Genomic DNA, 26,576 nt, shown 5'->3' with positions numbered 1-26,576 from the left:
TTCTGGACCAGCCCCTCCAGGCGGCGGTGGTCGGAATCGACTGTAACACTCGCACGATACTGTTTGTTAAACTTTGGTAAGTTCTTGTACGAATTTAGAATGTGTGTCACAGTGATCCACGGCACGTTCGAAAGTCGGACGTCGCACGAAGATTTGGAACCAACCGTGATCCTCCCTCACCGCGCTCGACGACGAGATCCCATCCGCGTAGCCCTGACCGGGGCTAACGGCGGTTACGGACGCACGTTCCTCGCCCAGCTGGCCCATACTCCCGAAATCCTGCCCGCCATCCTGATCGATCCGGACATCGACGGCGTGCTGCGAATGCTCGCTGAACTGGGTATCCCCGCCCACCGCGCCACCGGCTCCATCGACCCTGCACAGACTGCGGAGATTGTTGCCGACGGCCGGATCGCCCTGATCGCGTCCGTTGAAGCTGTGGACTGGGCCGGCATCGACGTCCTGGTCGAGGCCTGCGGCCGGGTCGGCGTCGGCTCGGCCTACGCCGAGGCGGCACTGAACAACAACACCCACGTTGTGATGGTCAGCAAAGAGGTCGACACTGTCGTCGGAGTCGAGCTCGGCGCGCGGGCGGCCAGCAAGGGACTCAGCTACCTCCCGGGCGACGGCGACCAGCCCGCCAACCTGCTGCGCCTCGTCGACTGGGTCAGCGCCGTCGGGCTCGACATCGTCGCGATCGGCAAGGCAGGGGAGTATGACCTCCAGTTCAACCCCGAAACAGGCCGCGTCACGCAGGCCGGGGAGACCATCGACGCACAGCAGCTGACCGGGCTGCTGGACCTCGGTGAGGACGTTGCGGCAACGCTCCAGAAGCGGGCCGCAGCCGTCGGCTCCCTGAAGCGGGCAGCCGCCGCCGATTCGTGCGAAATGACAGTGGTGGCCATGCGCACCGGCATGATGGCCGACGTCGAGGCAATGCACTACCCGGTGGCCCGCATCGATGAGCTCGCCGACATCTACGCCGCACGCGCGGACGGCGGCATCACCAACAACGACGGCGTGGTGGACGTCTTCTCCGCCCTGCGGCTGCCCGGCGAGGCCAGCTTTGCGGGCGGGGTCTTCGCCATTGTCCGCACTGGCGATCCGGTGACGTGGGAAATCCTTCGCGGCAAGGGCCACGTTGTCAGCCGGAACGGCAAGTACGCGTGCATCTACTGGCCATACCACTACATGGGTGTGGAGACGCCGCTGACGGTACATGCCGCCGTCGACTGCGCCGCCGCTCCCGCCGCGCAGCCCGGCATGGTCCTGGCCGGCCGCGCAACCCGGGATCTTCCCGCCGGCACCGGACTGGCCGTGGCGGGGCACCATCACGAGATTGCCGGCGTGGCGCCGGTAATGATCGCAACAGACCACGAAGCCTCCCCGTTCTACCTGCTCGACGGCGCCTGCCTGACCCGCCCCGTGGCCCGCGGCGAGCTCATCGGATTTGAGGACGTTGACGGCGTGGACGCCGGCGCCCTTGCCCTTTACCTCGCGGGAGCCTCCCGCGAAGCCAACCTGATCGGAGTAAATCAATGACGTACTTTGCTTCCCACGCCCCGCACCAGGTGCGCACACCCGGTGAGCGCACGGCATGACCCCCGAGATCATCGCCCTGATTGGGCTGGCGTTAGTCTTCACCATCTCCTCGGTGCGCAACGTCCACATGGGTGCCCTGGCCCTGGTGTCCGCGTTTATTATCGGCATCGGCGTGGTGGGTGAGAGCCTGAAGGAGGTCCTCGGCGGCTTCCCGGTGGACGCCCTGATCATCCTGGTGGGCATCACCTACCTGTTCGGCATCGCCCACGAAACCGGCACCATCAAGTGGCTCGTGGACCGCTCGCTCGACCTCATCGGCGACCGCGTGGCCCTGCTGCCTTGGGGCCTGTGGGCCATTGCATCAGCGGTTGCCTGCATGGGCACCTCCCACGCAGCGTTCGCCGTCGTCCCGATCGCCATGACGCTCGCCCACAGCCACAAAATCAACTCCACCATGATGGGCATCGCCATGAGCTCGGCGATCGTCGGCGGCGCGCTGGCCCCCACCAGCATCGTCGGCATCACCGTGCAGACCGTCGCCTCCGAGGCCAACGTCCCGTACAACGCCGCCCTGATGTTCGCGATCTCCATCGGCGTGAACGCCCTCGTGGTCCTGGTGGCCTTCTTTATGTTCGGCGGGCGCGAACTCATCGCCCGCACCCGGGCAGGTTCCGCCGGCCGCGGCCGGCCCTCCGGCGACAGTTCGCCGCTGGGCGGCGGGTCGGGTGCCCGCACGGAAGCCGGCGGCACGCTGACGCTGACCCGCACCGAGACGCGCGTTGACGCAGCACCGCGAACCAAGCTGGTGCCCATCCAGATGCTTGTCATCATTTCGCTCTTCGTGCTGGTGGGCGGGTTCTTCACCCTCAACCAGCTCGACGTCGACGTCAACCTCGGCGTCGTGGCCCTCACCATCGCCGTCATCATCGCACTCGTCGATCCGGGCGTGGGCCGCAAGGCGATCGCCCGCATCGACTGGAGCACCACGCTGCTCCTCGGCGGCATCATCACCTATGTGGCCGTCCTGACCCGTCTGGGTGCCATCGACCAGCTCGGGGAGGCAGCCCGCTCGGTGAGCCAGCCGCTGCTCGCGGCGTTCGTCATCTGCGTCATTGCCGCCCTGGTCTCGGCCTTCGCGTCAACCATCGGCATCATCGGCGCACTGATCCCGCTTGCGGTTCCGCTGCTGGTGCCCGGCGGCGGGCTCGAGATGACGGGCTTCATCTACGCGCTGGCCATCTCGGCCTCCCTCGTGGACTGCGCCCCCTTCGGAACAACGGGCGCGACGATCGTCGCCTCCACCGTGGAGGAGCACCGTCCCACGGTCAACAGGAACCTCACCATCTGGGGCCTGTCGATGGTCATCATCGGACCGGTGGTCACGCTCGGGGTCCTCGTGGTTCCCTTCCTCTGGGCCTAGCTCCAGGCAACAATCCACAAAACCTGAAAGGGCGGGTGCTGCTGAAAAGCAGTGCCCGCCCTTTCGCGCGTGACTGACCCCCGGCCAACCGGGCGTTGCCTTCTAGCTGCCCAGCCGCCCGCCGGAGACCTCCAGGTAGCAGGAGCCGCAGAGCGACTCGTACCAGACATCCTGGCCGTCGATCGCGACCTGGTCGCCGTCGAAGACCACCGCGTCGCCCGCCCGGCGGGTGTTGAAGATGGCCTTGCGGCCGCACCGGCAGATGGTCTTGAGTTCCTCGAGGGTGTGCGCGATCTCCAGGAGCCGCAGCGATCCCGGGAATGCCCGTGTGCGGAAGTCCGTGCGGATTCCGTAGGCCAGCACGGGAACGTTGTCCAGGACTGCGATCCGGAAGAGATCGTCTACCTGCGCGGGTTCGAGGAACTGGGCCTCGTCCACCAGGAGGCAGGCCACGGGCTGCGTGTCCACATGCTCCAGCAGTGCGTTGGGGTCGTCTCCATGGGCCTGGGCGGTGAACAGCTCGCGGGCGGAGGCGCCGGCCGGGATGAGAAAGTCCACCGAGCGGGTCATGCCCAGGCGGGACACGACGTCGGCGTCACCCTTGGTGTCCACATCCGGCTTGGCCAGCAGAACGCGCTGGCCGCGTTCCTCATAGTTGAAGGCGGCCTGCAGCAGGCCCGTCGACTTGCCGGAGTTCATCGCGCCGAAGCGGAAGTAGAGCTTGGCCAAGGGGGTCCTTTCGAAGGGGTCGCCCACCGATTGTAAGGGCGCGCCCCTCAGCGACCCAGCCTGAAGCGCCTCCTGCGCGCCGGGAGGGGCTGCAGGCTCCCCTCCCCGGCCAGGAGGAACCGGGCAACCGCCCGGGGCAGCCGGATTCCGGGGCGGAGCGGGCTCTCGTGGAGCTGGCCCGGCAACACAGCAGACTCGATGGCAGGGACCGCTGCGGCGAGCTGCCGGGCCGTTTCTGTGAAGTAGTCCGGGCTCCAGCCGCCGCACAGCATCAGCGTCGGGGTGGTCACAACCGCGAAGTCGTCCAGTTCGGCGTCGGCGTCCAGCACCGCCCGTATCTCCGCGACGGCGGTGGGCAGCAGTTCGCGCATCTCGGCGCCCATGCTGGTCCGTGCCGAGATGATGCTGAGCATCCGCAGCGCACCCAGCGGAAGCTTGGCGACGGGCCCGCCCACCTCAAGGCCCTGGACCATGTGCGCCCAGGCCTCGTCGAGCTGCCCGGCGGCGACCGAACGCTCCAGCTCGGGCCGCCAGCGCCGGGTGAGGTTCCCGGAGAGGGACACTGCCGCGTCATAGGTGACCATCCGGCGGATCGGCACCGTCCGTGCCGCCTCCAGGGCCACGAAACCGCCGTAGCTGTGCGCCACCACGTCGCTCGACCCGGTCTCCCGCAGCACCGCAGCCAGATCGTCGACCTCCGTGGCCGCCGAATAGCCCGGCGGTTGGGGGGAGGACCCGGCCCGCCCGCGCCGGTTGTAGCAAAACACCGGGCGGCCCAACAGGCGGCTGATGTTCCACGCGAACGGGCGGTACAGCGCGGCGGTGATCGATGTGCCGTGCACAACGACGATGCCCGGGCCGGGCGCCGGCCCTGGTGCAGGCCCTCCCGCCGGGACCGGGCCGGCAGGCGGACGGAAGGAGAGCAGCTCCAGGTGCCCCTCGCCGTCGTCGGTGCTGATGGTCCGCGTCTCCACAGCCCTGAGTCTATTCCGCGGCGGGTGTCCTGCGGTGGTCTTTACCGGGCCGGAACTGCCCCCGGCCGAATCCCCGGTAAACTTGGGGATTGTGACTTCCCAAAACACCTCCGCCCCGAACACCGCCGCCGATTCCCACGACGCCAGCGAACAGACGCGCATCCGCATGGAGAAGCGCGCCAAGCTGATCGAGCGCGGCATCGAGGCGTATCCGGTAGGTGTCGAACGCACGCATTCACTGAACGACGTCCGCGAAAAATACGCGCACCTCCAGGCTGACGAAACCACCGGCGACGTCGTCGGGGTGACCGGCCGCATCGTCTTCGTCCGCAACACCGGCAAGCTCTGCTTCGCCACGCTCCAGGAGGGCGGAGTTGACGGCAAGGCCGTCCGGCTGCAGGTCATGCTGAGCCTGGCCAACATCGGCGAGGACGCGCTCGCCGACTGGAAGGCCCTCGTGGACCTGGGTGACCACGTCTTCATCAAGGGCGAGGTCATCTCCTCGCGTCGCGGCGAGCTCTCCGTCATGGCCGAGTCCTGGTCCATGGCGTCCAAGGCCCTGCGGCCGCTGCCCGTGCTGCACGCGGAGCTCAACGAGGAAACCCGCGTCCGCCAGCGCTACGTTGACCTGATTGTCCGCGACGAGGCCCGCGAGATGGTCTACACCCGGGCCGCGATCACGCGTTCCATCCGCGAAACCCTGCACCGCCAGGGCTACGTCGAGGTGGAAACCCCCATGCTGCAGCTGGTGCACGGCGGCGCCACGGCCCGCCCCTTCGAGACGCACATGAACGCCTTCGACCAGAAGATGACCCTGCGGATCGCCACCGAGCTGTACCTCAAGCGCACCGTCGTCGGCGGAATCGACCGCGTCTACGACATGGGCCGCGTCTTCCGCAATGAGGGCGTGGACTCCACCCACAGCCCCGAATTCACCACCCTGGAAAGCTACGAGGCCTGGGCCGACCAGTTCGTTATGGCGGACCGGATCAAGGAACTCATCCTCGACGCCGCTGACGCCGCCGGCGTGGGCCGCGTCCTGCAGACCGAGGCCGGGGAGATCAACCTCGACGGCGACTGGGCCTGGATGGCTGTCTACCCGGGCCTGTCCGACTTCGTGGGCCAGGACGTCACCCCGGAAACCCCCGTCGCCGAGCTGCTGGCACTGGCCGCCAAGCACGAGGTGAAGGTGGACGCCAACTGGGACGCCGAGAAGCTCGTCGTGGAACTCTTCGGCGAGCTCGTCGAACCGACGCTGCTGAACCCGACCTTCGTCTACGATTACCCGCCGTCCGCCCAGCCGCTGGCCCGCCAGCACCGCGAGGATGACCGGCTGATCGAAGCGTGGGACCTCATCATCGGCGGCATGGAGCGCGGCACCGCGTTCTCCGAACTGATTGACCCGGTAATCCAGCGCGAACGGCTCACCGAGCAGTCCCGCCGCTCCGCCGCCGGCGACGTCGAGGCCATGCAGCTGGACGACGACTTCCTCCGAGCCCTCGAGTACGGAGCCCCGCCGATGGGCGGAATCGGCCTGGGCATCGACCGGCTGGTCATGCTCTTCACCGGCGCCGGTATCCGCGAAACAATTCTGTTCCCGCTGCTGAAGCCCGAAGGACACTGACCATGGAGTACGTTGCCGTATTGCTTCCCTCCGTGGTGGTCGGGCTGATCTTCTGGTTCGCCATGAAATCCATTTTCAATGCCGACAAATCGGAGCGCCAGGCCGAAGCCCGGGCCCAGGCGGAGGCCGATGGAAATGTCTCCGGGGCGGATACCCTCCGCAACGACGGCCATTCCAACGGCCCGAACTAATAGCAGACTATTCCGCCTTGGGTTTTCCTTTGGAAGCGTTTTTTCGCTTTGACTCGCCGCCATAAAGCAGAGGATACTTTTAACCAGATACATCCTGCTTTTCCTAAATACTCATCCTTTTGGAAAGAGAGTCTTTAATGGCACAGAAAGTGAAAATCATCCTTGTCGATGATCTGGATGGGGGATCCGCGGACGAGACCGTCCGGTTCGGCCTTGACGGCGTCAGTTACGAAATCGACCTGTCGGCGGGCAATGCTGCAGAACTCCGCTCGGCAGTTGAGCGGTTTGTAAACCACGCACGCAAGACCTCAAGCGGCCGCGCAACGCGCACCAAGATTGCATCCGGCCGCAATCAGGACTCGGCCCAGATCCGGCAGTGGGCCCGCGATAACGGCTATGCAGTAAACAGCCGCGGCCGTATTCAGGCTGAAATTCAGGAAGCCTACCAAAAGGCAAATTCCTAGCAGCCGAGCCGGGAACGCTGCGTCGTGGACGGAGCGTCAGGCCGCAATACCAATGACTGGCCCCCGCCTTCGGGCGGGGGCATTGTCATGTGTGCCCGCAGCGGCCGGAATCGTCGCCGGCAGTTCCAGGTCGCCGTGCGGTCCAGCCCGGTTACCGGCCAAGAAAGAAGCCAACACCCGGGGACGCGCCGGCTGGTCCGGGGTGGCGGGGGAAGTAGCCGGGCAGGAGCGCGCCAGGCCCGGAATCGAAGCCCACAGCCGGCCCGGCCGCTCCACTTGCTTCCGACGCCGGACCGCCCGCCCGCGCTGTCGCGGGGCCACCGCCGGCCCGCGTTCACACCCCCGTGTGACGCCGCTTCGGCGTCCGGGTTTCCCCTGTGGCGAACAAGCCCCAAATCTTGAACCCGGCCACGTAGCATCAAAGTACGTCGTAGCTAGGAGTGTGGCGAAATGTTTGAGCGATTTACGGACCGTGCCCGTCGCGTAGTTGTGCTTGCCCAAGAAGAGGCACGCATGCTGAACCACAATTACATTGGTACCGAACACATCCTCTTGGGTCTGATCCATGAAGGTGAAGGTGTTGCTGCCAAAGCCCTTGAGTCCTTGAGCATTTCGCTCGACGGCGTCCGCGAGCAGGTACAGGAGATCATCGGGCAGGGCCAGCAGGCCCCATCCGGACACATCCCCTTCACCCCGCGCGCCAAAAAGGTCCTGGAACTCTCGCTCCGCGAGGCCCTCCAACTGGGACACAACTACATCGGCACCGAGCACATCCTGCTCGGCCTCATCCGCGAGGGCGAAGGCGTTGCCGCCCAGGTGCTGGTCAAGCTCGGTGCGGACCTCAACCGCGTCCGGCAGCAGGTCATCCAGCTGCTCTCGGGCTACCAGGGCAAGGAAACCACCGGTGCCGGCGTCGGCCCAGGGCAGGCCGAAGGCACTCCCGCCGGTTCCGTCGTCCTGGACCAGTTCGGCCGCAACCTGACCCAGGCCGCCCGCGAGAACAAGCTGGACCCGGTCATCGGGCGCGAATCGGAAATGGAACGCGTCATGCAGGTCCTTTCCCGCCGCACCAAGAACAACCCTGTCCTGATCGGTGAGCCCGGCGTCGGCAAGACCGCCGTCGTCGAAGGCCTCGCCCAGGCGATTGTCCGCGGCGACGTTCCGGAAACCATCAAGGACAAGCAGCTCTACACGCTGGACCTCGGGTCCCTCGTGGCCGGTTCCCGCTACCGCGGCGATTTCGAAGAGCGCCTCAAGAAAGTCCTCAAGGAGATCCGCACCCGCGGCGACATCATCCTGTTCATCGATGAAATCCACACCCTGGTGGGTGCCGGTGCCGCCGAAGGCGCCATCGACGCGGCTTCGATCCTGAAGCCCATGCTGGCCCGCGGCGAGCTCCAGACCATCGGTGCCACCACGCTGGACGAGTACCGCAAGCACATCGAGAAGGATGCCGCGCTGGAGCGCCGTTTCCAGCCGATCCAGGTCAAGGAGCCCTCTGTCGCTCACGCGATCGAGATCCTCAAGGGCCTCCGTGACCGGTACGAGGCGCACCACCGCGTCACCATCACCGACGGCGCCCTCGCCTCCGCGGCGAGCCTGTCCGAGCGCTACATCTCGGACCGGTTCCTGCCGGACAAGGCGATTGACCTGATCGATGAGGCCGGTGCACGGCTGCGTATCCGCCGGATGACGGCCCCGCCGGAACTCAAGGTCATGGACGAGAAGATCGCCGCCATGAAGCTGGAGAAGGAATCCGCGATTGACGCGCAGGACTTCGAAGGCGCCGCCTCGCTGCGCGACAAGGAGCAGAAGCTCATTGCCGAGCGTGCCGAGAAGGAACGCCAGTGGAAGACCGGCGGCATGGACGACATCTCCGAAGTTGATGAGGACCTCATCGCTGAGGTGCTGGCCAATTCCACCGGCATCCCGGTCTTCAAGCTCACCGAGGAAGAGTCCTCGCGTCTGCTGAAGATGGAAGACGAACTGCACAAGCGCGTCGTCGGCCAGGACGAGGCCATCCGGTCCTTGTCCCAGGCGATCCGCCGCACCCGTGCAGGCCTCAAGGACCCCAAGCGTCCGGGCGGTTCGTTCATCTTCGCCGGCCCCACCGGCGTCGGCAAGACCGAACTCGCCAAGGCCCTGGCCGAATTCCTCTTCGGCGAAGAGGATGCCCTGATCACCCTGGACATGTCCGAGTACTCGGAGAAGCACACGGTGTCGCGCCTCTTCGGTGCCCCTCCGGGCTACGTGGGTTACGAGGAAGGCGGACAGCTGACCGAAAAGGTCCGCCGTCGTCCGTTCTCCGTGGTCCTGTTCGACGAAGTGGAGAAGGCGCACGCCGACCTCTTCAACTCGCTGCTGCAGATCCTGGAAGACGGCCGCCTGACCGACTCCCAGGGCCGCGTGGTGGACTTCAAGAACACCGTGATCATCATGACCACCAACCTTGGCACCCGGGACATCTCCAAGAGCGTTGCCACCGGCTTCCAGTCGGGCACGGACACGCAGACCGGCTACAACCGGATGCGGGCCCGCGTCACGGAGGAGCTCAAGCAGCACTTCCGCCCCGAGTTCCTGAACCGTGTTGACGACGTTGTGGTCTTCCCGCAGCTGACCCAGGACGAGATCATCGAGATCGTGGACATGTTCGTTGGCCGCCTGGAGAAGCGCCTCAAGGACAAGGACATGGGCATCGAGCTCACGCCCGCGGCCAAGGTGCTCCTGGCAACCCGCGGTTACGACCCCGCCATGGGTGCCCGGCCGCTGCGCCGGACCATCCAGCGCGAGATCGAGGACCAGCTCTCCGAGAAGATCCTCTTCGGCGAAATCCACGCCGGCGACATTGTTGTAGTGGATGTGGACGGCGAAGGCGACGACGCCAAGTTCACCTTCGCCGGCAACACGAAGCCGCGCATCCCGGAGATCGCTCCGAGCGTCTAAGCCCTAAAGCCATGGCCCCGTCATTCCCGCAAGGGAGTGGCGGGGCCTTTGCGTTATGCCGCCGCGCCAATCTGAAAGTATCGTTTCACTCTTAGTGAACTTGATGTGATCCAGCGCACAGGGGGTGTTGAATCGGTGCATGGCTTCCAACGATTCAGAGACCCTGAGCGAAAAACCCGAAACACCGTTCCACGACCTGGACCACTACCTCGCCATCCCGAAGGTAAGCGGCCTGGCGCTGAGCCCCGACGGCAGCAGGCTGGTCACCACGGTGGCCACCCTGAACGCCAAGGGCACCGAATACGGCACCGCACTCTGGGAACTGGACCCGGACGGGCAGAAGCACGCCCGCCGGATCACCCGCAGCGCCAAGGGCGAGGCTGGTGCAGTGTTCGCCGCCAGCGGTGACCTGTACTTCAGCTCCGCCCGCCCCGACCCGGAAACCCCCGAGGCCGATCCCGTGAACGCCCTGTGGATGCTGCCCGCGGACGGTGGCGAGGCCCGCGTCGTGCTCACCCGGGCCGGTGGCGTCAGCGGACTCCTGGCCGCGAAAGACACCGGCGCCCTGTTCGTCAACGCCTCCGTGCTCGCGGGATCCACAGACGAGGACGGCGACGAGGAGCGCCGCAAGGCGCGGAAGGACAACAAGGTCGCCGCCATCCTGCACAGCGGCTATCCCGTGCGCTATTGGGACGCCGACCTGGGGCCCGCCCAGCCGAGGCTCTTCGCCGTCGAACCGGGCGCGGAACCGGAGCCGGGCAAGCCGGCAACGGTTGACGCCGCGGCGCCGCTCAAGCTCCGCAACCTGACCCCCGACGCCGGGAGCGGACTCCGCGACGCCGATTCCGTCGTCAGCCCGGACGGCAAGACCATCTACAGCAGCTTCAACAAGCCGCTTGCCCGCGCGAATTCACGGTCCGTCCTCGTCGCGATCGACGTCGCCACCGGCACCCGCAAGGTCCTGCTGGATACCGAGGGAATGAGCTACTTCCCCGGGCTGGTCAGCCCCGACAGCCGGACGCTCGTGGTGCTCAGCGAGAGCGACACCACGCCGGAAGAGGCCCCGCAGGTCAAACTGCACCTGCTCGACGTGACCGGCGGCGCGCCAGCGGTCGAAACCTCCCTGAGGCCGCTGGCCCACGACTGGGACCGCTGGGCATGCCCGGCCGCCTGGCTGCCGGACGGATCGGCCCTGCTCGCCACCGCCGACGACGACGGCGCCTCGCCCGTCTTCCGGATCAGCGTGACCGGAGACGGAGGAGCCGGCCAGGTCACCCGCCTGACCGCCGACACGGCCGCGTACACCGACGTCGTGGTCGCCCCCGACGGGCGCACCGCCTACGCGCTGCGCAGCTCCTATGAATTCCCGGCGGAAGCGGTGCGGATCGACCTCGTCGGCGGCGACGTCGTCCGTCTCCCTGCCCCCGCAGAGCGCCCGCACTACAAGGGCTCCCTGGAACGCGTCGAGACGACGGCGGCCGACGGAACCCGCGTGCCGGCGTACCTGGCGCTCCCCGAAGGCGCCACCGCCGGAAGCCCTGCACCCCTGCTGCTCTGGATCCACGGCGGCCCGCTGGGCTCCTGGAACGCCTGGACCTGGCGCTGGAATCCGTGGCTGCTGGTGGCCCGGGGCTACGCCGTGCTGCTGCCGGACCCGGCACTCTCCACCGGCTACGGCCAGCACCACATCCAGCGCGGCTGGGGCGAATGGGGCAAGGCTCCGTTCACCGACCTGATGGCAATCACCGACGCCGTCGTGCAGCGGCCGGACATCGACGAGACCCGCACGGCGGCCATGGGCGGTTCCTTCGGCGGCTACATGGCCAACTGGGTGGCCGGCCACACCGACCGCTTCAAGGCGATCGTCACCCACGCCAGCCTCTGGGCCCTCGACCAGTTCGGCCCCACCACGGACGCCGCGCAATACTGGCTCCGTGAAATGACGGCCGAGATGGCGTTGGAGAACTCTCCGCACCTGCACGTGGAGAACATCAGCACCCCTATGCTCGTCATCCACGGCGACAAGGACTACCGCGTGCCGATCGGCGAGGGCCTGCGCCTCTGGTACGAGCTCCTCTCCAAGTCCCAGCTGGCGGCCGACGAAAACGGCGAAACCGAACACCGCTTCCTCTATTTCCCCGACGAAAACCACTGGATCCTGCAGCCGCAGCACGCCAAGGTCTGGTACGGCGTAGTGGAGCACTTCCTCGCTAGGAACCTGCTCGACAAGGACCTTCCGGTGCCTGCTGAGCTGGGTCTCTAGACGGGAGGCCGTTCCTTCTCGCCTTCGGCTCGGAGGCTGGGACATTTACCGCGTGCTCGCTCGTACACCCCGCCGTCCCCCTGACCTCGCAAGCTCGGCCAGGGAACCCGGACGGCGGGGCACTCGCTTAGACGCACGCTACATAAATGCCCCACCCTCCTCCGCCTAGCGCGTCAGTCACCGATCCAGAAAAGCAATTCAGATAACCCCCTCCCAGGGGCGGTCACCAAAGGGGCGGCTCACCTTCCTGGACGCCGGAGAACTTAACTCATCCGCGCTATTTCTGATCTTTCTCCGCTGCCAGTTGCCATCCTTGAGGTCCTCCGTTCCGCGGGATTGGCGACGTTGCCGCCCAAGCCGAACGCGAATAGTTCGCCTATCATCTGAGCGGTGACACAAGCACGAGCGGCGGACGGAGCGGGCATTTGTGTAGGCGCCGTCTAAGCGAGGCACGAGCGAGGCGCCGGCAAATGGCTGTCCGGCCGCTGCGAAGGCGAGGCGCTGACAGACCTAGGAAAGAGCAAACAAGAGACCCCAGTAGGATTGGGCTGTGACTGAGCCAATCCGCATCCGCCTTGCCCGCACCAGCGATGTCGGGGCGATCAAGACGCTCGTGGCCCCCCTGGCCGATCAGCGGATCCTCATGGCCAAGGAAACGGTGGCCTATTACGAAAGCCTGCAGGAGTTCCGGATCGCCGAGTCCTCTGACGGCGAAGTGATCGGCTGCGGGGCGCTGCACGTTATGTGGGAGGACCTCGCCGAGGTGCGCACCCTCGCGGCATCGGATGCCTGGCGGGGCAGGGGCGTGGGCCATCTGCTCGTGGAGCGCTTGCTGGAGGACGCCCGGGCTCTGGGCGTCTCCCGCGTGTTCTGCCTGACCTTCGAGGTGGACTTCTTCAAGAAGCACGGCTTCGAAGTCATGGCCGACCAGACCGCCGTCGACCCCGTGGTGTACTCGGAACTGCTGCGCTCCCATGATGAGGGTGTTGCCGAGTTCCTGGACCTTGCCCGGGTGAAGCCGAATACGCTGGGCAACACAAGAATGATCAAGACCCTGTAATTCCGGCGTGACCGGCGCCAGTTCCGAGCCGTACACGCCCCCGTCCCGCCCGGAGCCCGTCCGCCTATAGCCGAGGCGAGAGTTCGCGCCCATGGCTGGCCCCGACATCGGCGTGAAGTCTCACCTCGGCGCGGGCGACGAGCGCGGGCGACGAGCCCCGGCAACCAGGGCCCAGCGGGGGCGGAAGCGTCGCCGCAGCAAGGGGAGCACGGGTCTTCCCATCAATAAATTTGATGGATAAACTGATCCCGGTCCAGGGGGTGGACTTCCCGAGTTTCGGAGGCAAGAAATTGCACGATCGCGTGATTTTTCCTGATTTCTCAGCATTCCAAATGACTATCGCGGACGCGGCATCACCGGGGCGCGCCGAGGACCCGGGCGCCGGGGACGACGAAGACCCGGCGCCGGAGATTAACGGCGGGCGGCTCAATGCGCCGCCCTTCTCCTGGCTTGGCAGCGACGCCTGGCCGAACTTCCCCTTGTGGGCGGACAAACCAACCTGATGCACCCGCGGATCCCGGGGCGGGCTGCCGTCCGAAAGAACCCCGGTTCCGCGTAAAAGGTTGTGAAACCGGAGCCTACCGCTCGCATAGGCCCCGGTAGTAGGGTTCAAGCAAGCAGCCAGGACACCATCCAGGGAGCACAGCCATGAAGAAGCTCATCAATGATCCCCGCGCCGTGGTTGACGAGTCAGTGGAGGGCTTCGGGCTTGCCCATGCCGACCTCGTGACCGTCTTTGCGGACCCCAAGTACATCGTGCGCAAAGACGCGCCGGTGGCAGGAAAAGTCGGGCTCGTCTCCGGCGGCGGCAGCGGGCACGAGCCCCTGCACGGCGGCTACGTCGGGATGGGAATGCTCGACGCCGCGGTGCCGGGAGCTGTTTTCACCTCACCCACACCCGACCAGATCCTCCCGGCCACCCTCGCCGTCAACTCAGGCGCCGGCGTCGTGCACATCGTAAAGAACTACACCGGCGACGTCCTCAACTTTGAGACGGCTGCCGAGCTGGCCCAGGCCGAAGGTGTGGACGTCCGCACCGTGCTGGTCAACGACGACGTCGCGGTGGAAGACTCGCTGTACACCGCCGGGCGGCGCGGGGTGGGCGGGACCGTCCTGGTGGAAAAAATCGCCGGTGCCGCCGCCGAGCGCGGAGACAACCTTGACGCCGTCGCCGCCGTCGGAGACCGGGTCAACCAGAACGTCCGCAGCATGGGCGTCGCGCTGACCGCCTGCACCGTCCCGCACGCGGGGGCGCCAAGCTTCGTGCTGGAAGAAAACGAAATCGAGATCGGCATCGGCATCCACGGTGAACCCGGCCGGCACCGCATCGCGATGGAGAACGCCGACGGGATCACCGACCGCCTGCTGGAGCCGGTGGTCAGCGACCTCGGGCTCACCTCCGGAGACAAAGTGCTCCTGTTCGTCAACGGCATGGGCGGCACCCCGCAGAGCGAGCTCTACATTGTCTACCGCCGTGCCGCGCAGCAGCTGGCAGAGCAGGGCATCACCGTGGCGCGCTCGCTGGTCGGGAACTACATCACCGCCCTCGAAATGCAGGGCTGCTCCATTTCCGTCCTGCGCCTCGATGACGAGATGACGGCGCTCTGGGATGCGCCCGTCCACACCCCGGCCCTCCGCTGGGGCGTCTGACCGTGGGGCTGGACGTCACCTGGGCTGTGCGGTGGCTGACCCTTTCAGCCCAGGCCATGGCGGACCACCGGGAAGAACTCATCGAGCTGGACAGGCCGATCGGCGATTCTGACCACGGCGAGAACATGGACCGCGGCTTCAAAGCGGTGATGGTCAAGATTGCCGAGACGCCCCCGGAAACGGCAGGGGCGGCCCTGAAGCTGACCGCCATGACCCTGATGTCCAAGGTGGGCGGGGCCGCCGGCCCGCTGTACGGCACGGCCTTCCTCCGGGCAGCCACGGCACTGGGCGAGGCGACCGACATCGACGCCGGCACGCTCGCCGCCGCCTTCCAGGCCGCCAGGGACGGGATCGTGGCCCGCGGAAAGGCCGAATCAGGCGACAAGACGATGGTTGACGCCTGGACCCCGGCGGTCGACGCCGCCGCTGCCGCCGCCGGCGACAGCGACGTGCGCCGGGTTTTGGCGGCCGCCGCGGAGGCAGCCGAGGCCGGGGCCGTATCCACCGACCCGATGCTCGCCCGCAAGGGTCGCGCCAGCTACCTGGGGGAGCGCAGCATCGGCCACCGGGATCCGGGCGCCGTCTCCAGCGCCCTGATCCTGCGCGCCGCCGTAGGGGCGGCCGAATGACGGTCAAGCTCGTCGTCGTCTCCCACAGCGAAAAGATCGCCGACGGCGCCGTCGAGCTTGCCGCCCAGATGGCGCCCGACGTCCTGATCCTTCCCGCCGGCGGTACCGACGACGGTCGGATCGGCACCAGCCTCGAGCGGGTCATGGCGGCGCTGGAACAGGCGGCGGACGCCAACAGCGACGGCACTGTCGTCCTGACGGATCTGGGTTCGGCGGTGATGACAGCCGAGTCCGCACTGGAGTTCGTGGCGGATCCTTCGTCCGTGCTCCTGGCCGATGCGCCTCTCATCGAGGGGCTCGTCGCCGCCGCCGTGGCCGCCCAGGCCGGAGCAGACGCCGCCGGCGTGAAGGAAGCCGCGGAGGCGGTCTACCGGCCGCCGGCCGCGCCGCAGCACCCCCACGAGCACCGGGCGCCGGAGGCGACAGGGGACTTTGAACTGGTCAACCAGGCCGGCATGCACGCCCGTCCCGCGGCGAAGATCTCCGGCGGGCTGTCCGGCCTGGACGCCGAGGTGACCATCAACGGCGCCGACGGCGCGTCGATGACGGAACTCATGATGCTCGGGGCGGCGAAGGGGACGGTGCTGCACGTTGAGGCCAGCGGCCCCGATGCCGCCAAAGCCGTGGACTATCTGCGCGGACTGATCACGGCAGGGTTCGGGGAACCCTAGCGGCCGGATCTCACGCCGTATCGGCCGCGGTCAGATCCGCCGCCGGCGCGGTGTCCCGGGATCCGCTCCACGCGATCCACCCGCCGCCGATTGCCATAAGTAACGCCCCTGCCGGCTGCGTCGGCAGGCTGCTGCCCGTCGTCGCCTGGCCCAGAACGACCCCCAGGACATAGAACATGACGGCCCCGGCCACCCAGAGCGCCCCGGTCCAGCGGGGGAGCATGTGGGAACGCCACGCCGCGACCCCCAGCAGCACGTTGCCGAGGAATGCGAGCACGAGGCCAAGCATGAACGCCCCTGTCATTTGCCACGGGAACTCCAGCTGCATCACGTCGTGGTGTCCGGCCAGGTAGGCCTTTCCGATGGCCGGCGTGGCAAAGGTCGAAATTGCGGCCGGCACCAGCAGCAACGCCGTACCCGCGACGGCGATGACCATCGCGGCCAGCGCCAGGCGCCCGACCCGGCTGTTCGCCAGGTAGCAGCCGAGGGCGAAGACACCAAAGATCGCGAGGATGGTGCCGCCCGTGCCGCCGAAGATGTGGCCGACCTGGTAAGAGCCGGAACTGACGAACCGGGCCCAGGCATCCGGGTCCTTCTCCTGGTCCGGCTGTGGCTCCAGCGTGGCCCAGGCAGTGACGAGCGCCGAGACCGGCAGCGCCCATAGACCCGCCCGGATCCAGTGGCTGATGTTTGACGAGTTCACGTTGCACTCCTTTCACCGCATGGGTTAGCCGGCCTGCTGGAGGCCTTCCGCATCCAGCAGCACTCCGGCTGAAATGAACCGGCCGCACTGCGCGCCGTAGGGGTAGGCGGCGCGCGGTGTGAACGTCACCGTGCGCACAGGCAGCGGCAGGCCGTCGGGGCCGGTGCCGCTGGAAGTGGCCTCGACGGGGGAATCCGTCAGCGGCTCGAGCAGTAGTGTTCCCACCAGGGTGCCGTCGGGGGAGGCGGTTGCGGAACAGGGCCGGTCGCCGTCGTAGGGTCCCGGTTCACAGCCCTGATCGACCGGGGTGCTGCCCGGGCGGAGTTCGAGTTCCGCCTCCGAGCAGCGGCCGTCCTGGCAGGCTTTGAGCCGGAGCGTCCCGACCGACCCGGCGTACTCCCGCGCCACGGTCAGGGCAACCACCGGAGCCTGGGCGATCGCGGGGCACGCCGTCCCGGGCTGGCACCCGGTGACCAGGAGTGCCGCGCAACCCAGACCCGCCACTGCCGCGAACGTGCGCATGTTTCAGGGTAGTTCCGGGACGTCCGTCCAGCTAGGGGCGCCGTGCGACCGCCCCGGTGGGACCGGTATCAGGCGGGAAGCTGGAGGCCGGAAGGATGCAGCTCTGCCAGCCCGTCGCCCAGGAGCCCGGCCAAGGCGCGCTCCAGCTGCTCCGGGGCGGAGTTGAGCCGGTGCAGGGCGGCCAGCGGAATTCCGATCCCCTCCGGTTCGAAACCAAGGTCCGCCGGGGCCTGGTGGAACAACTCCGGGGCCACGGGCGAATCGGCCACGCGGAGCACTGCCATCACGGCGCCCCGCACCTGGCGGTCGGTTCCGTGCCACGATTGCCCCTTCGGCGTGTACGTCGGCGGCGGCTCCCCGGCCGCCAGCCAGGCGCACGAGCCGCTGACCGGGCATTCCCGGCACTTCGGTGACCGCGCAGTGCACACCAGCGCCCCGAGTTCCATAACGGAGGCGTTCCAGCGGACGGAGGAGCCGACGTCGTCCGGCAGCGACTGCGCGGCGAGCCGCATCTCAGCGGCGGTCAGTGCCTGTGCCGGCAGGGCCGCGCCGGAAAACAGCCGCGCATGGACGCGGCGGATATTGGTGTCCACCACGGTTTCGCGGCGCCCGAAGGCGAAGGCGGCGACGGCCGCCGCGGTGTAGCTCCCCACGCCGGGCAGCTCCAGCAGGTCCGGGTAGGTGCCGGGGACCTTGCCGCCGTGGTTGGCGCCGATGGCGACGGCGGCCGCGTGCAGCCGCAGAGCGCGCCGCGGATATCCCAGCCGTCCCCAGGCCCGGACCGCTTCGCCGGCAGGCTCCCGGGCCAGGTCGGCAGGTTCCGGCCAGCGCCGCAGCCATTCCTCCCAGACCGGCAGCACGCGCACCACCGGGGTCTGCTGCAGCATGATTTCGCTGACCAGCACGCCCCAGGGTGTGCAGTCAGCAGCCCGCCACGGCAGGTCACGGGCGTTCGCCTCGAACCATTCGGCGAGGGCGTCGTGAATGGCGGGCAGCGGGAGGCCCCCGGGAGTATCTTCCGGGCGGGCGGCAGCAGCAGGGGCAGCGGGGGAATCGGCAAGAGCTTTGATGGATTCAGCGTAATAGATGAGGGCCACACTCCGCCCGCGGCGTGGGAGGGCGCCATACCCGGCGCGGTTCTCTAGCCTAGAAGGATGGGCAGGCAAGACAATTCAGGACCGCAGGGTTCCCGGCCGAGGGCTTCCGGCAGCGGAGCAACCGCGGCGCGCAAGCCTGCCCGGAAACGGGCTCAGGGGCCGGCCCGCAACCAGGCCCGGAGGCCGGGGCGGAAGCCTGCCAGCCCCGTCTACCGCCGCCGCCGGCTGTTCGTGGGCGCCGCGCTGCTGCTGGTGATCGCCGTCGCCATCGGCGGGTTCGCCGCCGTTTCCAGCGTCCTCAACGCAGGGCAGTCTTCCTCCGGCGGGCAGTCTTCCCCGGGTGGAGGACCGGCGCCGTCGGGCCAGGAAACGGGACCGGCCGCCGGGCCGGAGAGCACACCCTCACCTGCTGCTACTCCGGAGGGGGACGGCTGCGAGCAGAATCTCGTGACAGTCACGGCCGCCACGGACAAGCCGGCCTACGCGGACGGCGAGAACCCGTTGCTCACGCTCAAGGTAACGAACAACAACCGGGTGCCGTGCGAGATCAATATCGGGACTTCGCAGATGGAATTCCTCGTGACCAGCGGTTCGGACCGGATCTTTTCATCCACAGACTGCCAGGCGGACGCCACCGACCTCGTGAAGACCATCGCGCCGGGGCAAAGCGAGACCGCCAACTTCCCCTGGGGGCGCAACCGCTCGCTCGAGGGCTGCAAGGTCATCGAGGCCAAACCGGGAGCGGGCGGCGCGTACTACGTCTTCACCGCACGGCTGGCGGGCAAGACCAGCCCCAAGGCCGTGTTCCAGCTCAACTAACCCCCAGCCGGCGGGGGTTGGCCGGCCTGAATCAGAGGAAGCGGTCCAGCAGGCTGGCCTCGGCCATCCGGCTCAGGCCCTCGCGGACCGTCCGGGCGCGCTGGTCGCCGATGCCGTCCACAGTCATGAGGTCATCGATCGTGGCCGCCATCAGGAACTGCAGGCCGCCGAAGTGGTCCACCAGGCGGTCGGCGACGGCCTTCGGCACAGCCTTAAGCCCGGACAGCAGCCGGTAGCCGCGCGGCTGGACGACGGCGTCGAGGTTGGCCTCGCCGCCGGCGAAGCCCACGATCCCGGCGATCTTGCCCAGATCGATCAGCTCGGTGGGCCCCAGGTTCACGAGCGACTTCACAGCGAGGTCGATGTCCTCGGCGGAAGCATCCGGGCCCGAATAGTCACGGATGATCACGTCACTGCCGGGGCCGCGGCCGACGGTCAGTTCGTCCAGCTGGAGTGAGAGCAGCCGGCCGTCCTCGCCAAGTTCCAGCACGTACTGGGAGATCTCCTCGGAAATCCGGCGGACCATCTCCTGGCGCTGCAGGGTCACGGCAACGTCGCGGACCGTCACCATGGCCTCGATTTCCAGGGCCGACAGGGAACTGGTCACCTGGTCCAGGCGCGAACGGTAGCGTTCCAGCGTCGCCAGGGCCTGGTTGGCGCGGGCCAGGACCTTCTCCGAGCCCTCCAGGACGTGGCGGAGCCCGTTCACGTAGAGGGCGATGATCTGCATGGACTGGCTGACCGAGATCACCGGGACGCCCGTCTGGATGGCCACGCGCTCGGCGGTCCGGTGCCGGGTGCCGGATTCCTGGGTCTCGATGCTGGAGTCGGGCACCAGCTGGACGGCCGCGCGCAGGATGTTGCTGGCATCCTTGTCGCAGATGATGGCACCGTCCATTTTGGCCAGTTCCCGCAGACGGGTGGGGGAGAAGTCGATGCCGATGTCGAAGCCGCCGGAACAGATGGATTCGATGGTCCTGTCGATGCCGAGCACGATCAGGGCGCCGGTCCGCCCGCGGAGGATGCGTTCGAGGCCGTCACGGAGGGCGGTGCCCGGTGCCACTCGGCCCAGCGTCGCCTTGAGTGAATCTTCAGGGCTCCGAGCCATAGATATTCCCTTCAAAGGTGCGGACCTCGGTCCGCAGGTGCGCCGGGTTCCACTGTTTTTCCAATGTGGCCGGCAGGATCAAAAGTACTCGGTTCCCCGCTCTCACCATAGTAGAGGTAAAGCGGGCCAACTTCCGCACGGACAAGCCCCAAAGTGGTCCAAAAAGATGTCCGCCGGAACGCCTTCGGAACGCTTGTCCGGACCCCTATCCCGGACCGCACTTTTGACCCCCGATGCTCCCGTGCCGGGGCCACTTCGCGGCGGCGGCACGGGCTGCGATAAACTTGGAGCCTTGGGGTGCACCGTCTGCCCGGCGCCGCTCCCCACCTACATCCAGCAGTTCCGCAGAACTCCCGGACAGCCCGCGCTCCCGCCGGGCGAGCCGGATTCCCGCAGGCCCGGGACCGCAACCATTCAAAGCCGCAGCGAAAGTAGCATCGTGTCTCAAGAAGTCCTTAGCCCCGCCCGAGTCCAGGAGATTCACAAGCAGGCGGCCCGGCGTCGGACTTTCGCGGTCATTTCACACCCCGACGCCGGCAAGTCCACGCTGACCGAGGCGCTCGCACTGCACGCGAAGGTGATCGGCACCGCCGGCGCCTCCAGCGGCAAGGCCAACCGCAAGGAAACTGTCTCGGACTGGATGCAGATGGAAAAGGACCGCGGCATCTCCATCAGCTCCGCGGCCCTGCAGTTCGCCTACCGGGACACCGTCATCAACCTGCTGGACACCCCCGGTCACGCGGACTTCTCCGAGGACACCTACCGGGTGCTCGCCGCCGTCGACTGCGCCGTGATGCTCGTGGACGCCGCCAAGGGCCTGGAAACCCAGACCATGAAGCTCTTCGAAGTCTGCAAGCAGCGCAACCTGCCCATCATCACCGTCATCAACAAGTGGGACCGGCCGGGCCTGGATGCCCTCGCCCTCATGGACGAGATCACCGAGCGCACCGGCCTCCAGCCCATGCCGCTGACCTGGGCCGTGGGCATCTCCGGTGACTTCCGCGGTGTCTGGGACCTTCGCAACGACCGCTTCGCCCAGTTCAAGCGCAACAACGCCGGCGCCAACATCGCCCTCACCGAATACTTCACCCCGGACGAGGCAGCGGCGAGCCAGGGCGATGACTGGTCCAACGCCGTCGATGAGGCAGGGCTGGTCATCGAATCCAACCTCGATTTCGATATCGAAGCCTTCCACGCCGGCAAGGCCACCCCGATCCTCTTCAGCTCCGCGGCCTTGAACTTCGGCGTCAAGGAGATCCTCGACGCCCTCGTGGACTTCGCCCCGCCGGCCGCCCCGCGGCCCGACGTCGACGGCGCCCCGCGGCCCGTCGACGCGCCCTTCGCCGGCTTCGTCTTCAAGGTCCAGGCCGGCATGAACAAGGCACACCGCGACCACGTCGCCTTCATCCGGGTCTGCTCCGGCATCTTCGAACGCGGCATGGTGGTGACCCAGGGCCGGACCGGGAAGTCCTTCGCCACCAAATATGCCCAGCAGGTCTTCGGCCGTGAACGCGAGGTCATCGACGAAGCCTTCCCCGGCGACGTCGTGGGCCTGGTGAACGCCTCCTCGCTGCGGGTGGGCGACAGCCTCTTCCTTGAGCAGCCGGTGGAGTTCCCCGCCATCCCGCTGTTCGCCCCGGAGCACTTCCAGGTGGCGCGCTCCAAGGACCCCAGCCGCTTCAAGCAGTTCCGCCGCGGCATCGAGCAGCTGGAACACGAGGGCGTCATCCAGGTGCTCCGCTCGGACATCCGCGGCGATCAGGCGCCGGTGCTGGCCGCCGTCGGCCCCATGCAGTTCGAGGTGGTGGAGGACCGCATGGCGCACGATTTCAGCGCGCCGATGCGGCTGGAACGCCTGCCGTACTCCATTGCCCGGATTTCGACGGCGGATGCCATGGAGGCGCTGGCCACCGTGCCCGGCGCCGAGGTGCTGCTGCGCTCCGACGGCGAATACCTCGCCCTGTTCAATGACGTGTGGGCCCTGCGCCGGATCGAGAAGAACCACCCGGACCTGACCCTGCTGCCGATCGGCACGCACAACCCCGCGAAGTAGCGGCCGGCACCCCGGGACCGGCGGGAGACAGCTCCCGCCCGGGTCTTCCTGAATCCCGTTTCCGCGGTACCATAAGTAACCTTGCTACTTTGCGGGCGCCGTACGGTTTGCGGCTTTGAACTGATCCCGCGACCTCGTCGGCGGGCCCTGCCTCCAAGGGATAACGAACCCTCTTTGACTGACTACAACAGAAAACTCGGCATGGAACCAGGATTCCTGCTGAGCGGGCGCTACCGGATCGAATGCCTCATCGGCAGGGGAAGCCAGTCCACCGTGTACCGCGCCCATGACGAACTCCTGCAGCGCGAGGTGGCCATCAAGCTCTTCCGTGATGACGCGGACGATCTTGAACACACCCGCCGGCAGGGGCAGGAGATCCGTATTCTCGCCGGCCTGAGCCACCACGCCCTCGTGACGCTGTTCGACGCCGGCGCCGACCTGAGCGACCCGGAGGCGCGCCTCACTTACCTGGTGATGGAACTGGTCCGGGGGCCGGACCTCCGCCACCGCGCCGCCCAGGGGCCGCTGTCCGCGGCCCACATGGCGCTGATCGGCCACGACCTGGCGGACGGGCTCGCCTATATTCACTATCACGGCATTGTGCACCGCGACGTAAAGCCGGCCAATATCCTGCTGGTGGACTACAACAACGACGACAGGCGTCCGAGGGCCAAGCTCAGCGACTTCGGCGTTGCCACCAAAACGGGGAACGGCCGGGTGCACGACGACGGCGGAACCTCCGGCACGCCCGCGTATCTGAGCCCGGAGCAGGCCGCCAGCGAACCCGCCGGGCCGCTCAGCGATGTGTATTCCCTCGGGCTGGTGCTGCTCGAAGGGCTGACCGGGAAGATGGCCTACCCCGGGGCGCCTGTCCAGTCGGCCGTCGCGCGGCTGCTGCGCGATCCGCAGATTCCCGAGGAGCTCGACCCCATGTGGGTTGCGCTGCTTTCCTCCATGCTCGCCCGGAACCCGGCAGAGCGCCCGCAGGCCCGGGAAGTTTCGCTGGCCCTGCGTCAGGAAGTCATCAACAGCGCGGCACGCCACCGCCTGGATGCCCCCGGTGCAACCGACGAGGAAGACCGGATGCGGGCGGTGGAACGCTACCGGATCCTCGACACCCCCGCGGACGGCACCTTCGACCGGGTAGTGGGACTCGCGGCACGGATGTTCTCCGTACCGGTGGCGATCGTCAGCGTCGTTGATCATGACCGGATCTGGTTCAAGGCCCACCACGGCACCGAGGTCACGGAGATCGGCCGCGACCCGGGGCTGTGCGCCTCAGCAATTCTTCAGGATGACGCCTGGGTTGTTGAAGATGCCGTGACGGATCCCCGCACCCTCGCGAATCCGCTGGTGGCAGGCGACTTCGGGCTGCAGTTCTACGCCGGCGTCCCGCTGCGCACGCCGGACGGCTACAACCTGGGCACCTTCTGCATCCTGGACCGGGAGCCGCGGGAGTTCAGCGCCGACGACGTCCGGGCACTGGAGGATCTGGCCGCGATCGTTATGCACGACCTGGAGCAGCGGCTGCATAGCCGGGAAGCGATCCTCAGCTAGACGGATTCGACGGCGGACTCGACGCCGGACTCGACGGCGGGCGGCGTCCGCTAACGCCTGCGCTGTTCAACGCCTGCGCTGTTCAACGCTTCCGCTGTTCAACGCCTGCGCTGTTCAACGCTTCCGCTGTTCAACGCCTGCGCTGTTCAACGCTTCCGCTGTTCAACGCCTGCGCTGTTCAACGCCTGCCGGCGTGGAGCGCCAGCTCCAGTTCGAACCGTGCCTTCGGGTCCTCCAGGGTGTCGCCGAACAGCTCGCGCAGCTGCGCCGCCCGGTAGCCGACGGTCTGCGGGTGGATGCCGAGCTCTGCCGCCACCGGGGCGCGCTGGCCCCAGTGCCGCAGCCAGGACAGCAGCGTCTCCGCGAGCCGCTCGCGCTGGGCCGGGCGGAGCCCTTCCAGCGGTGCCAGGCGGCGGTTGGCCAGTTCCGCGATGGCGGAGGGTTCCGCGCCGAGGATCACCTCGGCCAGATGCTCGTCGGCCCAGATCGGCAGGTCCTCCGGGCCGTCGCGGGGCGGCAGGACCGAGGCTGCGAGCACTGCCAGCCGGAGGGAATCGGGGACCTTCTCCCAGCCGCCCGCGGGCCCCACGGCTGCGCCGCGGCCCCGGAGCGCCTTCTCCAGGTCCGCCCGCGCGGATTTGGACTTCCGCGCCGGAACCAGGGCGACGGCGTCGGTCTCCCGTTCGATGACCAGCGTTCCCGGCCCCAGCCGGAGCCGCAGCCCCGCGGACCGGTCCACCGGCAGGGTCACCACCACCATCCGCTGCGGCAGCGACCAGTCCGCCATCGCAGCTGTCTGGCGCAGGGCCGCCTCATCGGCCTGCCCCAGCAGCAGCAGGTCCAGCAGTTCGGTGCGCCGGCGGTCCACCGCGCCGGCCCGCTCGGACTGTTCGAAGGCGTACGCCTCGGCGCTGACCGCGGACAGTTCGTCAATGTAGGCCAGGATCGATTCGCCCAGGTCCACCACCACGGTCTGGCCGAGGTGGTGCTCCACGGACACCCGGGACATCTCGCGGAAGGTCACGCGGGCCCCCATCCGGTAGGCGCTCAGCAGCGCGTCCATGCTCCGGCCCTGCCGGAACTCGCCGCTCCCCAGCCCCGCCACGAGTTGCCTGCTCTCCTCGGACAGGGCGGGCAGCCTGGTCCCCGGCAGCTGCAGGAAGCGGTCCAGGGCGGCCGCCACGCCGCGGCGGAGCCCGCGCCCGAAGCGGCCCTCGATCGGCCGGGCGTAGGCCGGCACGAGCTGCGGCACGGCGTCGATGATGGCCTCGACGATGCCCGGCATCATCGGCCGGAGCACATCGCTGACCTCGCGCGGCAGGGCCAGCCACGGGGGGTCGTAGGCGGGGGAGCCGGGAGTGCCGGTGGGGGAAGTGTTCATGAGGCTGATTCCAGTATGTTGTTGCGAGGCGATAGTTTCTTCTGGTCGATCGTATGCCTTGGGTGAAGAACTATGACCCCGTCTGACATAAGATTGATAAATGATCCGGCTCCGTAAGCTGGCGCGCGCCGCATCTCTACTGACCACCCCACTAGCTCCAGAAGACATTCTGTCGCTGTTCAACCCTGTGTTTTCTGCCCGCCAATTGCGCGGCGTGGTCACCCGGGTGGTTCCAGAAACGGCCGATTCCGCCACCATTTTCTTCCGTCCCGGCCGCGGCTGGCAAGCGCACCTTGCCGGCCAGTGGGCCCGTATTGGCGTCGAGCTCGACGGCGTCCGCCACTGGCGGTCGTACTCGCTCAGCGCCCCCGCAGGCAAAGACCCGGCCATCACTGTCAGCGACATGGGTGCCGTCTCCGGGACCCTCGTGCGCAACACCAAGCCCGGCGACGTGCTCTTCCTGGCCCCGCCGCAGGGCGACTTCGTCCTCCCCGAACACCCGCGGCCCCTGCTGATGCTCACCGCCGGCAGCGGCATCACCCCGGTCATGTCCATGATCCGCACCCTCGTGCCGCACCGCCCGGACTCCGACGTCGTCCTCATCCACACAGCCCGGACCCCGGCGGACGCCATCTTCCGCGAGGAACTGGCCGAACTGGCGGACCAGTTCCCCAACTTCCGCGTCATTCACTGGTTCACCGGCGAACGCGGCCGGCTCGACTTCAGCTCCATGGCCGGGCTCGAGCAGCTCTGCCCGGACTGGCGCCAGCGCGCCGCCTACGCGTGCGGCCCCGAAAGTTTCCTGGACGACGCCGAGGCGCTCTGGGAAGCGGAGACCGCCACCGCCGAACCTTCGGACGCCACCCTCACCATCGAGCGCTTCAGCACCAAGCTCGCCGGCGGCGAAGGGCACGACGGCGGGCTGGTCACGTTCGAGGCGTCGGACCGCGAAGTCGAAGCCGACGGCGACACGCCGCTGCTCGACGTCGGCGAGGACGCCGGCGTCCTGATGCCCAGCGGCTGCCGCATGGGCATCTGCCACAGCTGCCTTATCCCCCTCCGGGCCGGCCAGGTCCGTGACCTGCGCACGGACGAAGTCCATGGCGAGCCCGGCCAACTAATCCAGACGTGCGTTTCGGCAGCCGCCGGACCCGTTAACCTCGACCTCTGAGGAGT

At 67.7% G+C, this 26,576-nt stretch carries 23 protein-coding genes; 16 read left to right on the top strand and 7 right to left on the bottom strand.

Annotation, left to right across the window (positions count from 1 at the left end):
• The first annotated feature begins 165 nt into the window (after positions 1-165).
• Positions 166-1,542, top strand: a complete 1,377-nt coding sequence (locus AC1DC5_RS04245; protein WP_476864308.1) for a homoserine dehydrogenase — start codon at positions 166-168, stop codon at positions 1,540-1,542.
• 55 nt (positions 1,543-1,597) lie between these two features.
• The gene (locus tag AC1DC5_RS04240) at positions 1,598-2,962 is read left to right on the top strand and encodes an SLC13 family permease (RefSeq protein WP_441406076.1); all 1,365 of its coding nucleotides are present in this window, start codon (positions 1,598-1,600) and stop codon (positions 2,960-2,962) included.
• A 102-nt stretch (positions 2,963-3,064) separates the two neighbouring features.
• Here AC1DC5_RS04240 and AC1DC5_RS04235 read toward each other — a convergent pair whose 3' ends face one another.
• Together AC1DC5_RS04235 and AC1DC5_RS04230 are read right to left on the bottom strand one after the other, a co-directional pair.
• Positions 3,065-3,691, bottom strand: a complete 627-nt coding sequence (locus tag AC1DC5_RS04235; protein WP_441406075.1) for a thymidine kinase — start codon at positions 3,689-3,691, stop codon at positions 3,065-3,067.
• A 47-nt stretch (positions 3,692-3,738) separates the two neighbouring features.
• Positions 3,739-4,665: an alpha/beta fold hydrolase gene (locus AC1DC5_RS04230; protein WP_476864307.1), complete on the bottom strand. Its 927-nt coding sequence runs from the start codon at positions 4,663-4,665 to the stop codon at positions 3,739-3,741.
• Positions 4,666-4,756: 91 nt separating this feature from the next.
• Here AC1DC5_RS04230 and lysS point away from each other — a divergent pair, with 91 nt between their 5' ends.
• The 10 genes from lysS (at position 4,757) to dhaM (ending at position 16,160) form a co-directional block, all read left to right on the top strand.
• Complete coding sequence (lysS, locus tag AC1DC5_RS04225; RefSeq protein WP_476864306.1) at positions 4,757-6,289, top strand: lysine--tRNA ligase; 1,533 nt, start codon at positions 4,757-4,759, stop codon at positions 6,287-6,289.
• A 2-nt stretch (positions 6,290-6,291) separates the two neighbouring features.
• The gene (locus AC1DC5_RS04220) at positions 6,292-6,480 is read left to right on the top strand and encodes a hypothetical protein (RefSeq protein ID WP_476864305.1); all 189 of its coding nucleotides are present in this window, start codon (positions 6,292-6,294) and stop codon (positions 6,478-6,480) included.
• A gap of 137 nt (positions 6,481-6,617) precedes the next feature.
• Positions 6,618-6,944: a histone-like nucleoid-structuring protein Lsr2 gene (locus tag AC1DC5_RS04215; protein WP_441406071.1), complete on the top strand. Its 327-nt coding sequence runs from the start codon at positions 6,618-6,620 to the stop codon at positions 6,942-6,944.
• 450 nt (positions 6,945-7,394) lie between these two features.
• Positions 7,395-9,887, top strand: a complete 2,493-nt coding sequence (locus AC1DC5_RS04210) for an ATP-dependent Clp protease ATP-binding subunit (RefSeq protein WP_441406070.1) — start codon at positions 7,395-7,397, stop codon at positions 9,885-9,887.
• Between the two features lie 139 nt (positions 9,888-10,026).
• On the top strand, positions 10,027-12,150 hold the full coding sequence (locus AC1DC5_RS04205; protein WP_476864304.1) for a S9 family peptidase: 2,124 nt from the start codon (positions 10,027-10,029) through the stop codon (positions 12,148-12,150).
• A gap of 550 nt (positions 12,151-12,700) precedes the next feature.
• On the top strand, positions 12,701-13,210 hold the full coding sequence (locus AC1DC5_RS04200; protein ID WP_441406068.1) for an amino-acid N-acetyltransferase: 510 nt from the start codon (positions 12,701-12,703) through the stop codon (positions 13,208-13,210).
• Positions 13,211-13,443: 233 nt separating this feature from the next.
• Positions 13,444-13,713, top strand: coding sequence for a hypothetical protein (locus AC1DC5_RS04195; protein WP_441406067.1), 270 nt, complete (start codon positions 13,444-13,446; stop codon positions 13,711-13,713).
• Positions 13,714-13,858: 145 nt separating this feature from the next.
• On the top strand, positions 13,859-14,860 hold the full coding sequence (gene dhaK / locus AC1DC5_RS04190) for a dihydroxyacetone kinase subunit DhaK (RefSeq protein ID WP_441406066.1): 1,002 nt from the start codon (positions 13,859-13,861) through the stop codon (positions 14,858-14,860).
• 2 nt (positions 14,861-14,862) lie between these two features.
• Complete coding sequence (gene dhaL / locus AC1DC5_RS04185; protein ID WP_476864303.1) at positions 14,863-15,489, top strand: dihydroxyacetone kinase subunit DhaL; 627 nt, start codon at positions 14,863-14,865, stop codon at positions 15,487-15,489.
• Positions 15,486-16,160 (top strand): dihydroxyacetone kinase phosphoryl donor subunit DhaM, encoded by a 675-nt coding sequence (gene dhaM, locus AC1DC5_RS04180; protein ID WP_476864302.1) that lies wholly within the window; start codon positions 15,486-15,488, stop codon positions 16,158-16,160. Before dhaL ends, dhaM begins: the two co-directional genes overlap by 4 nt.
• Positions 16,161-16,170: 10 nt before the next feature.
• Here the strand turns inward: dhaM and AC1DC5_RS04175 are convergent, their stop codons facing one another.
• From AC1DC5_RS04175 to AC1DC5_RS04165, 3 genes are all read right to left on the bottom strand, one after another.
• The gene (locus AC1DC5_RS04175) at positions 16,171-16,863 is read right to left on the bottom strand and encodes a hypothetical protein (protein ID WP_476864301.1); all 693 of its coding nucleotides are present in this window, start codon (positions 16,861-16,863) and stop codon (positions 16,171-16,173) included.
• 24 nt (positions 16,864-16,887) lie between these two features.
• On the bottom strand, positions 16,888-17,385 hold the full coding sequence (locus AC1DC5_RS04170; protein ID WP_476864300.1) for a hypothetical protein: 498 nt from the start codon (positions 17,383-17,385) through the stop codon (positions 16,888-16,890).
• A 68-nt stretch (positions 17,386-17,453) separates the two neighbouring features.
• Positions 17,454-18,290, bottom strand: coding sequence for an HhH-GPD family protein (locus AC1DC5_RS04165; protein WP_476864473.1), 837 nt, complete (start codon positions 18,288-18,290; stop codon positions 17,454-17,456).
• Between the two features lie 249 nt (positions 18,291-18,539).
• On the opposite strand from AC1DC5_RS04165, the gene AC1DC5_RS04160 reads away from it, so the two are divergent.
• Entirely contained in the window at positions 18,540-19,301 is a 762-nt protein-coding gene (locus AC1DC5_RS04160; RefSeq protein WP_476864299.1) for a hypothetical protein, read from the top strand.
• Between the two features lie 31 nt (positions 19,302-19,332).
• On the opposite strand, the gene disA is transcribed toward AC1DC5_RS04160, so the two are convergent.
• On the bottom strand, positions 19,333-20,409 hold the full coding sequence (gene disA / locus AC1DC5_RS04155; RefSeq protein WP_441406060.1) for a DNA integrity scanning diadenylate cyclase DisA: 1,077 nt from the start codon (positions 20,407-20,409) through the stop codon (positions 19,333-19,335).
• 439 nt (positions 20,410-20,848) lie between these two features.
• Here disA and AC1DC5_RS04150 point away from each other — a divergent pair, with 439 nt between their 5' ends.
• Positions 20,849-22,462 carry a peptide chain release factor 3 gene (locus AC1DC5_RS04150; RefSeq protein WP_476864298.1) on the top strand — a complete coding sequence of 538 codons (1,614 nt, stop codon included), beginning with the start codon at positions 20,849-20,851 and terminating at the stop codon, positions 22,460-22,462.
• A 201-nt stretch (positions 22,463-22,663) separates the two neighbouring features.
• The gene (locus tag AC1DC5_RS04145; RefSeq protein WP_476864297.1) at positions 22,664-24,019 is read left to right on the top strand and encodes a protein kinase domain-containing protein; all 1,356 of its coding nucleotides are present in this window, start codon (positions 22,664-22,666) and stop codon (positions 24,017-24,019) included.
• A 178-nt stretch (positions 24,020-24,197) separates the two neighbouring features.
• On the opposite strand, the gene AC1DC5_RS04140 is transcribed toward AC1DC5_RS04145, so the two are convergent.
• The gene (locus AC1DC5_RS04140) at positions 24,198-25,400 is read right to left on the bottom strand and encodes a PucR family transcriptional regulator (protein WP_476864296.1); all 1,203 of its coding nucleotides are present in this window, start codon (positions 25,398-25,400) and stop codon (positions 24,198-24,200) included.
• 100 nt (positions 25,401-25,500) lie between these two features.
• Between AC1DC5_RS04140 and AC1DC5_RS04135 the strand changes: the two genes are divergently transcribed.
• A complete protein-coding gene (locus AC1DC5_RS04135) occupies positions 25,501-26,571 on the top strand; it encodes a ferredoxin reductase (RefSeq protein ID WP_441406056.1) in 1,071 nt (356 codons plus the stop codon).
• Positions 26,572-26,576: the final 5 nt, after the last annotated feature.

This window comes from Arthrobacter sp. 10L424 (assembly GCF_056395325.1).
This window is presented reverse-complemented; position numbering and strand designations above follow the sequence as displayed.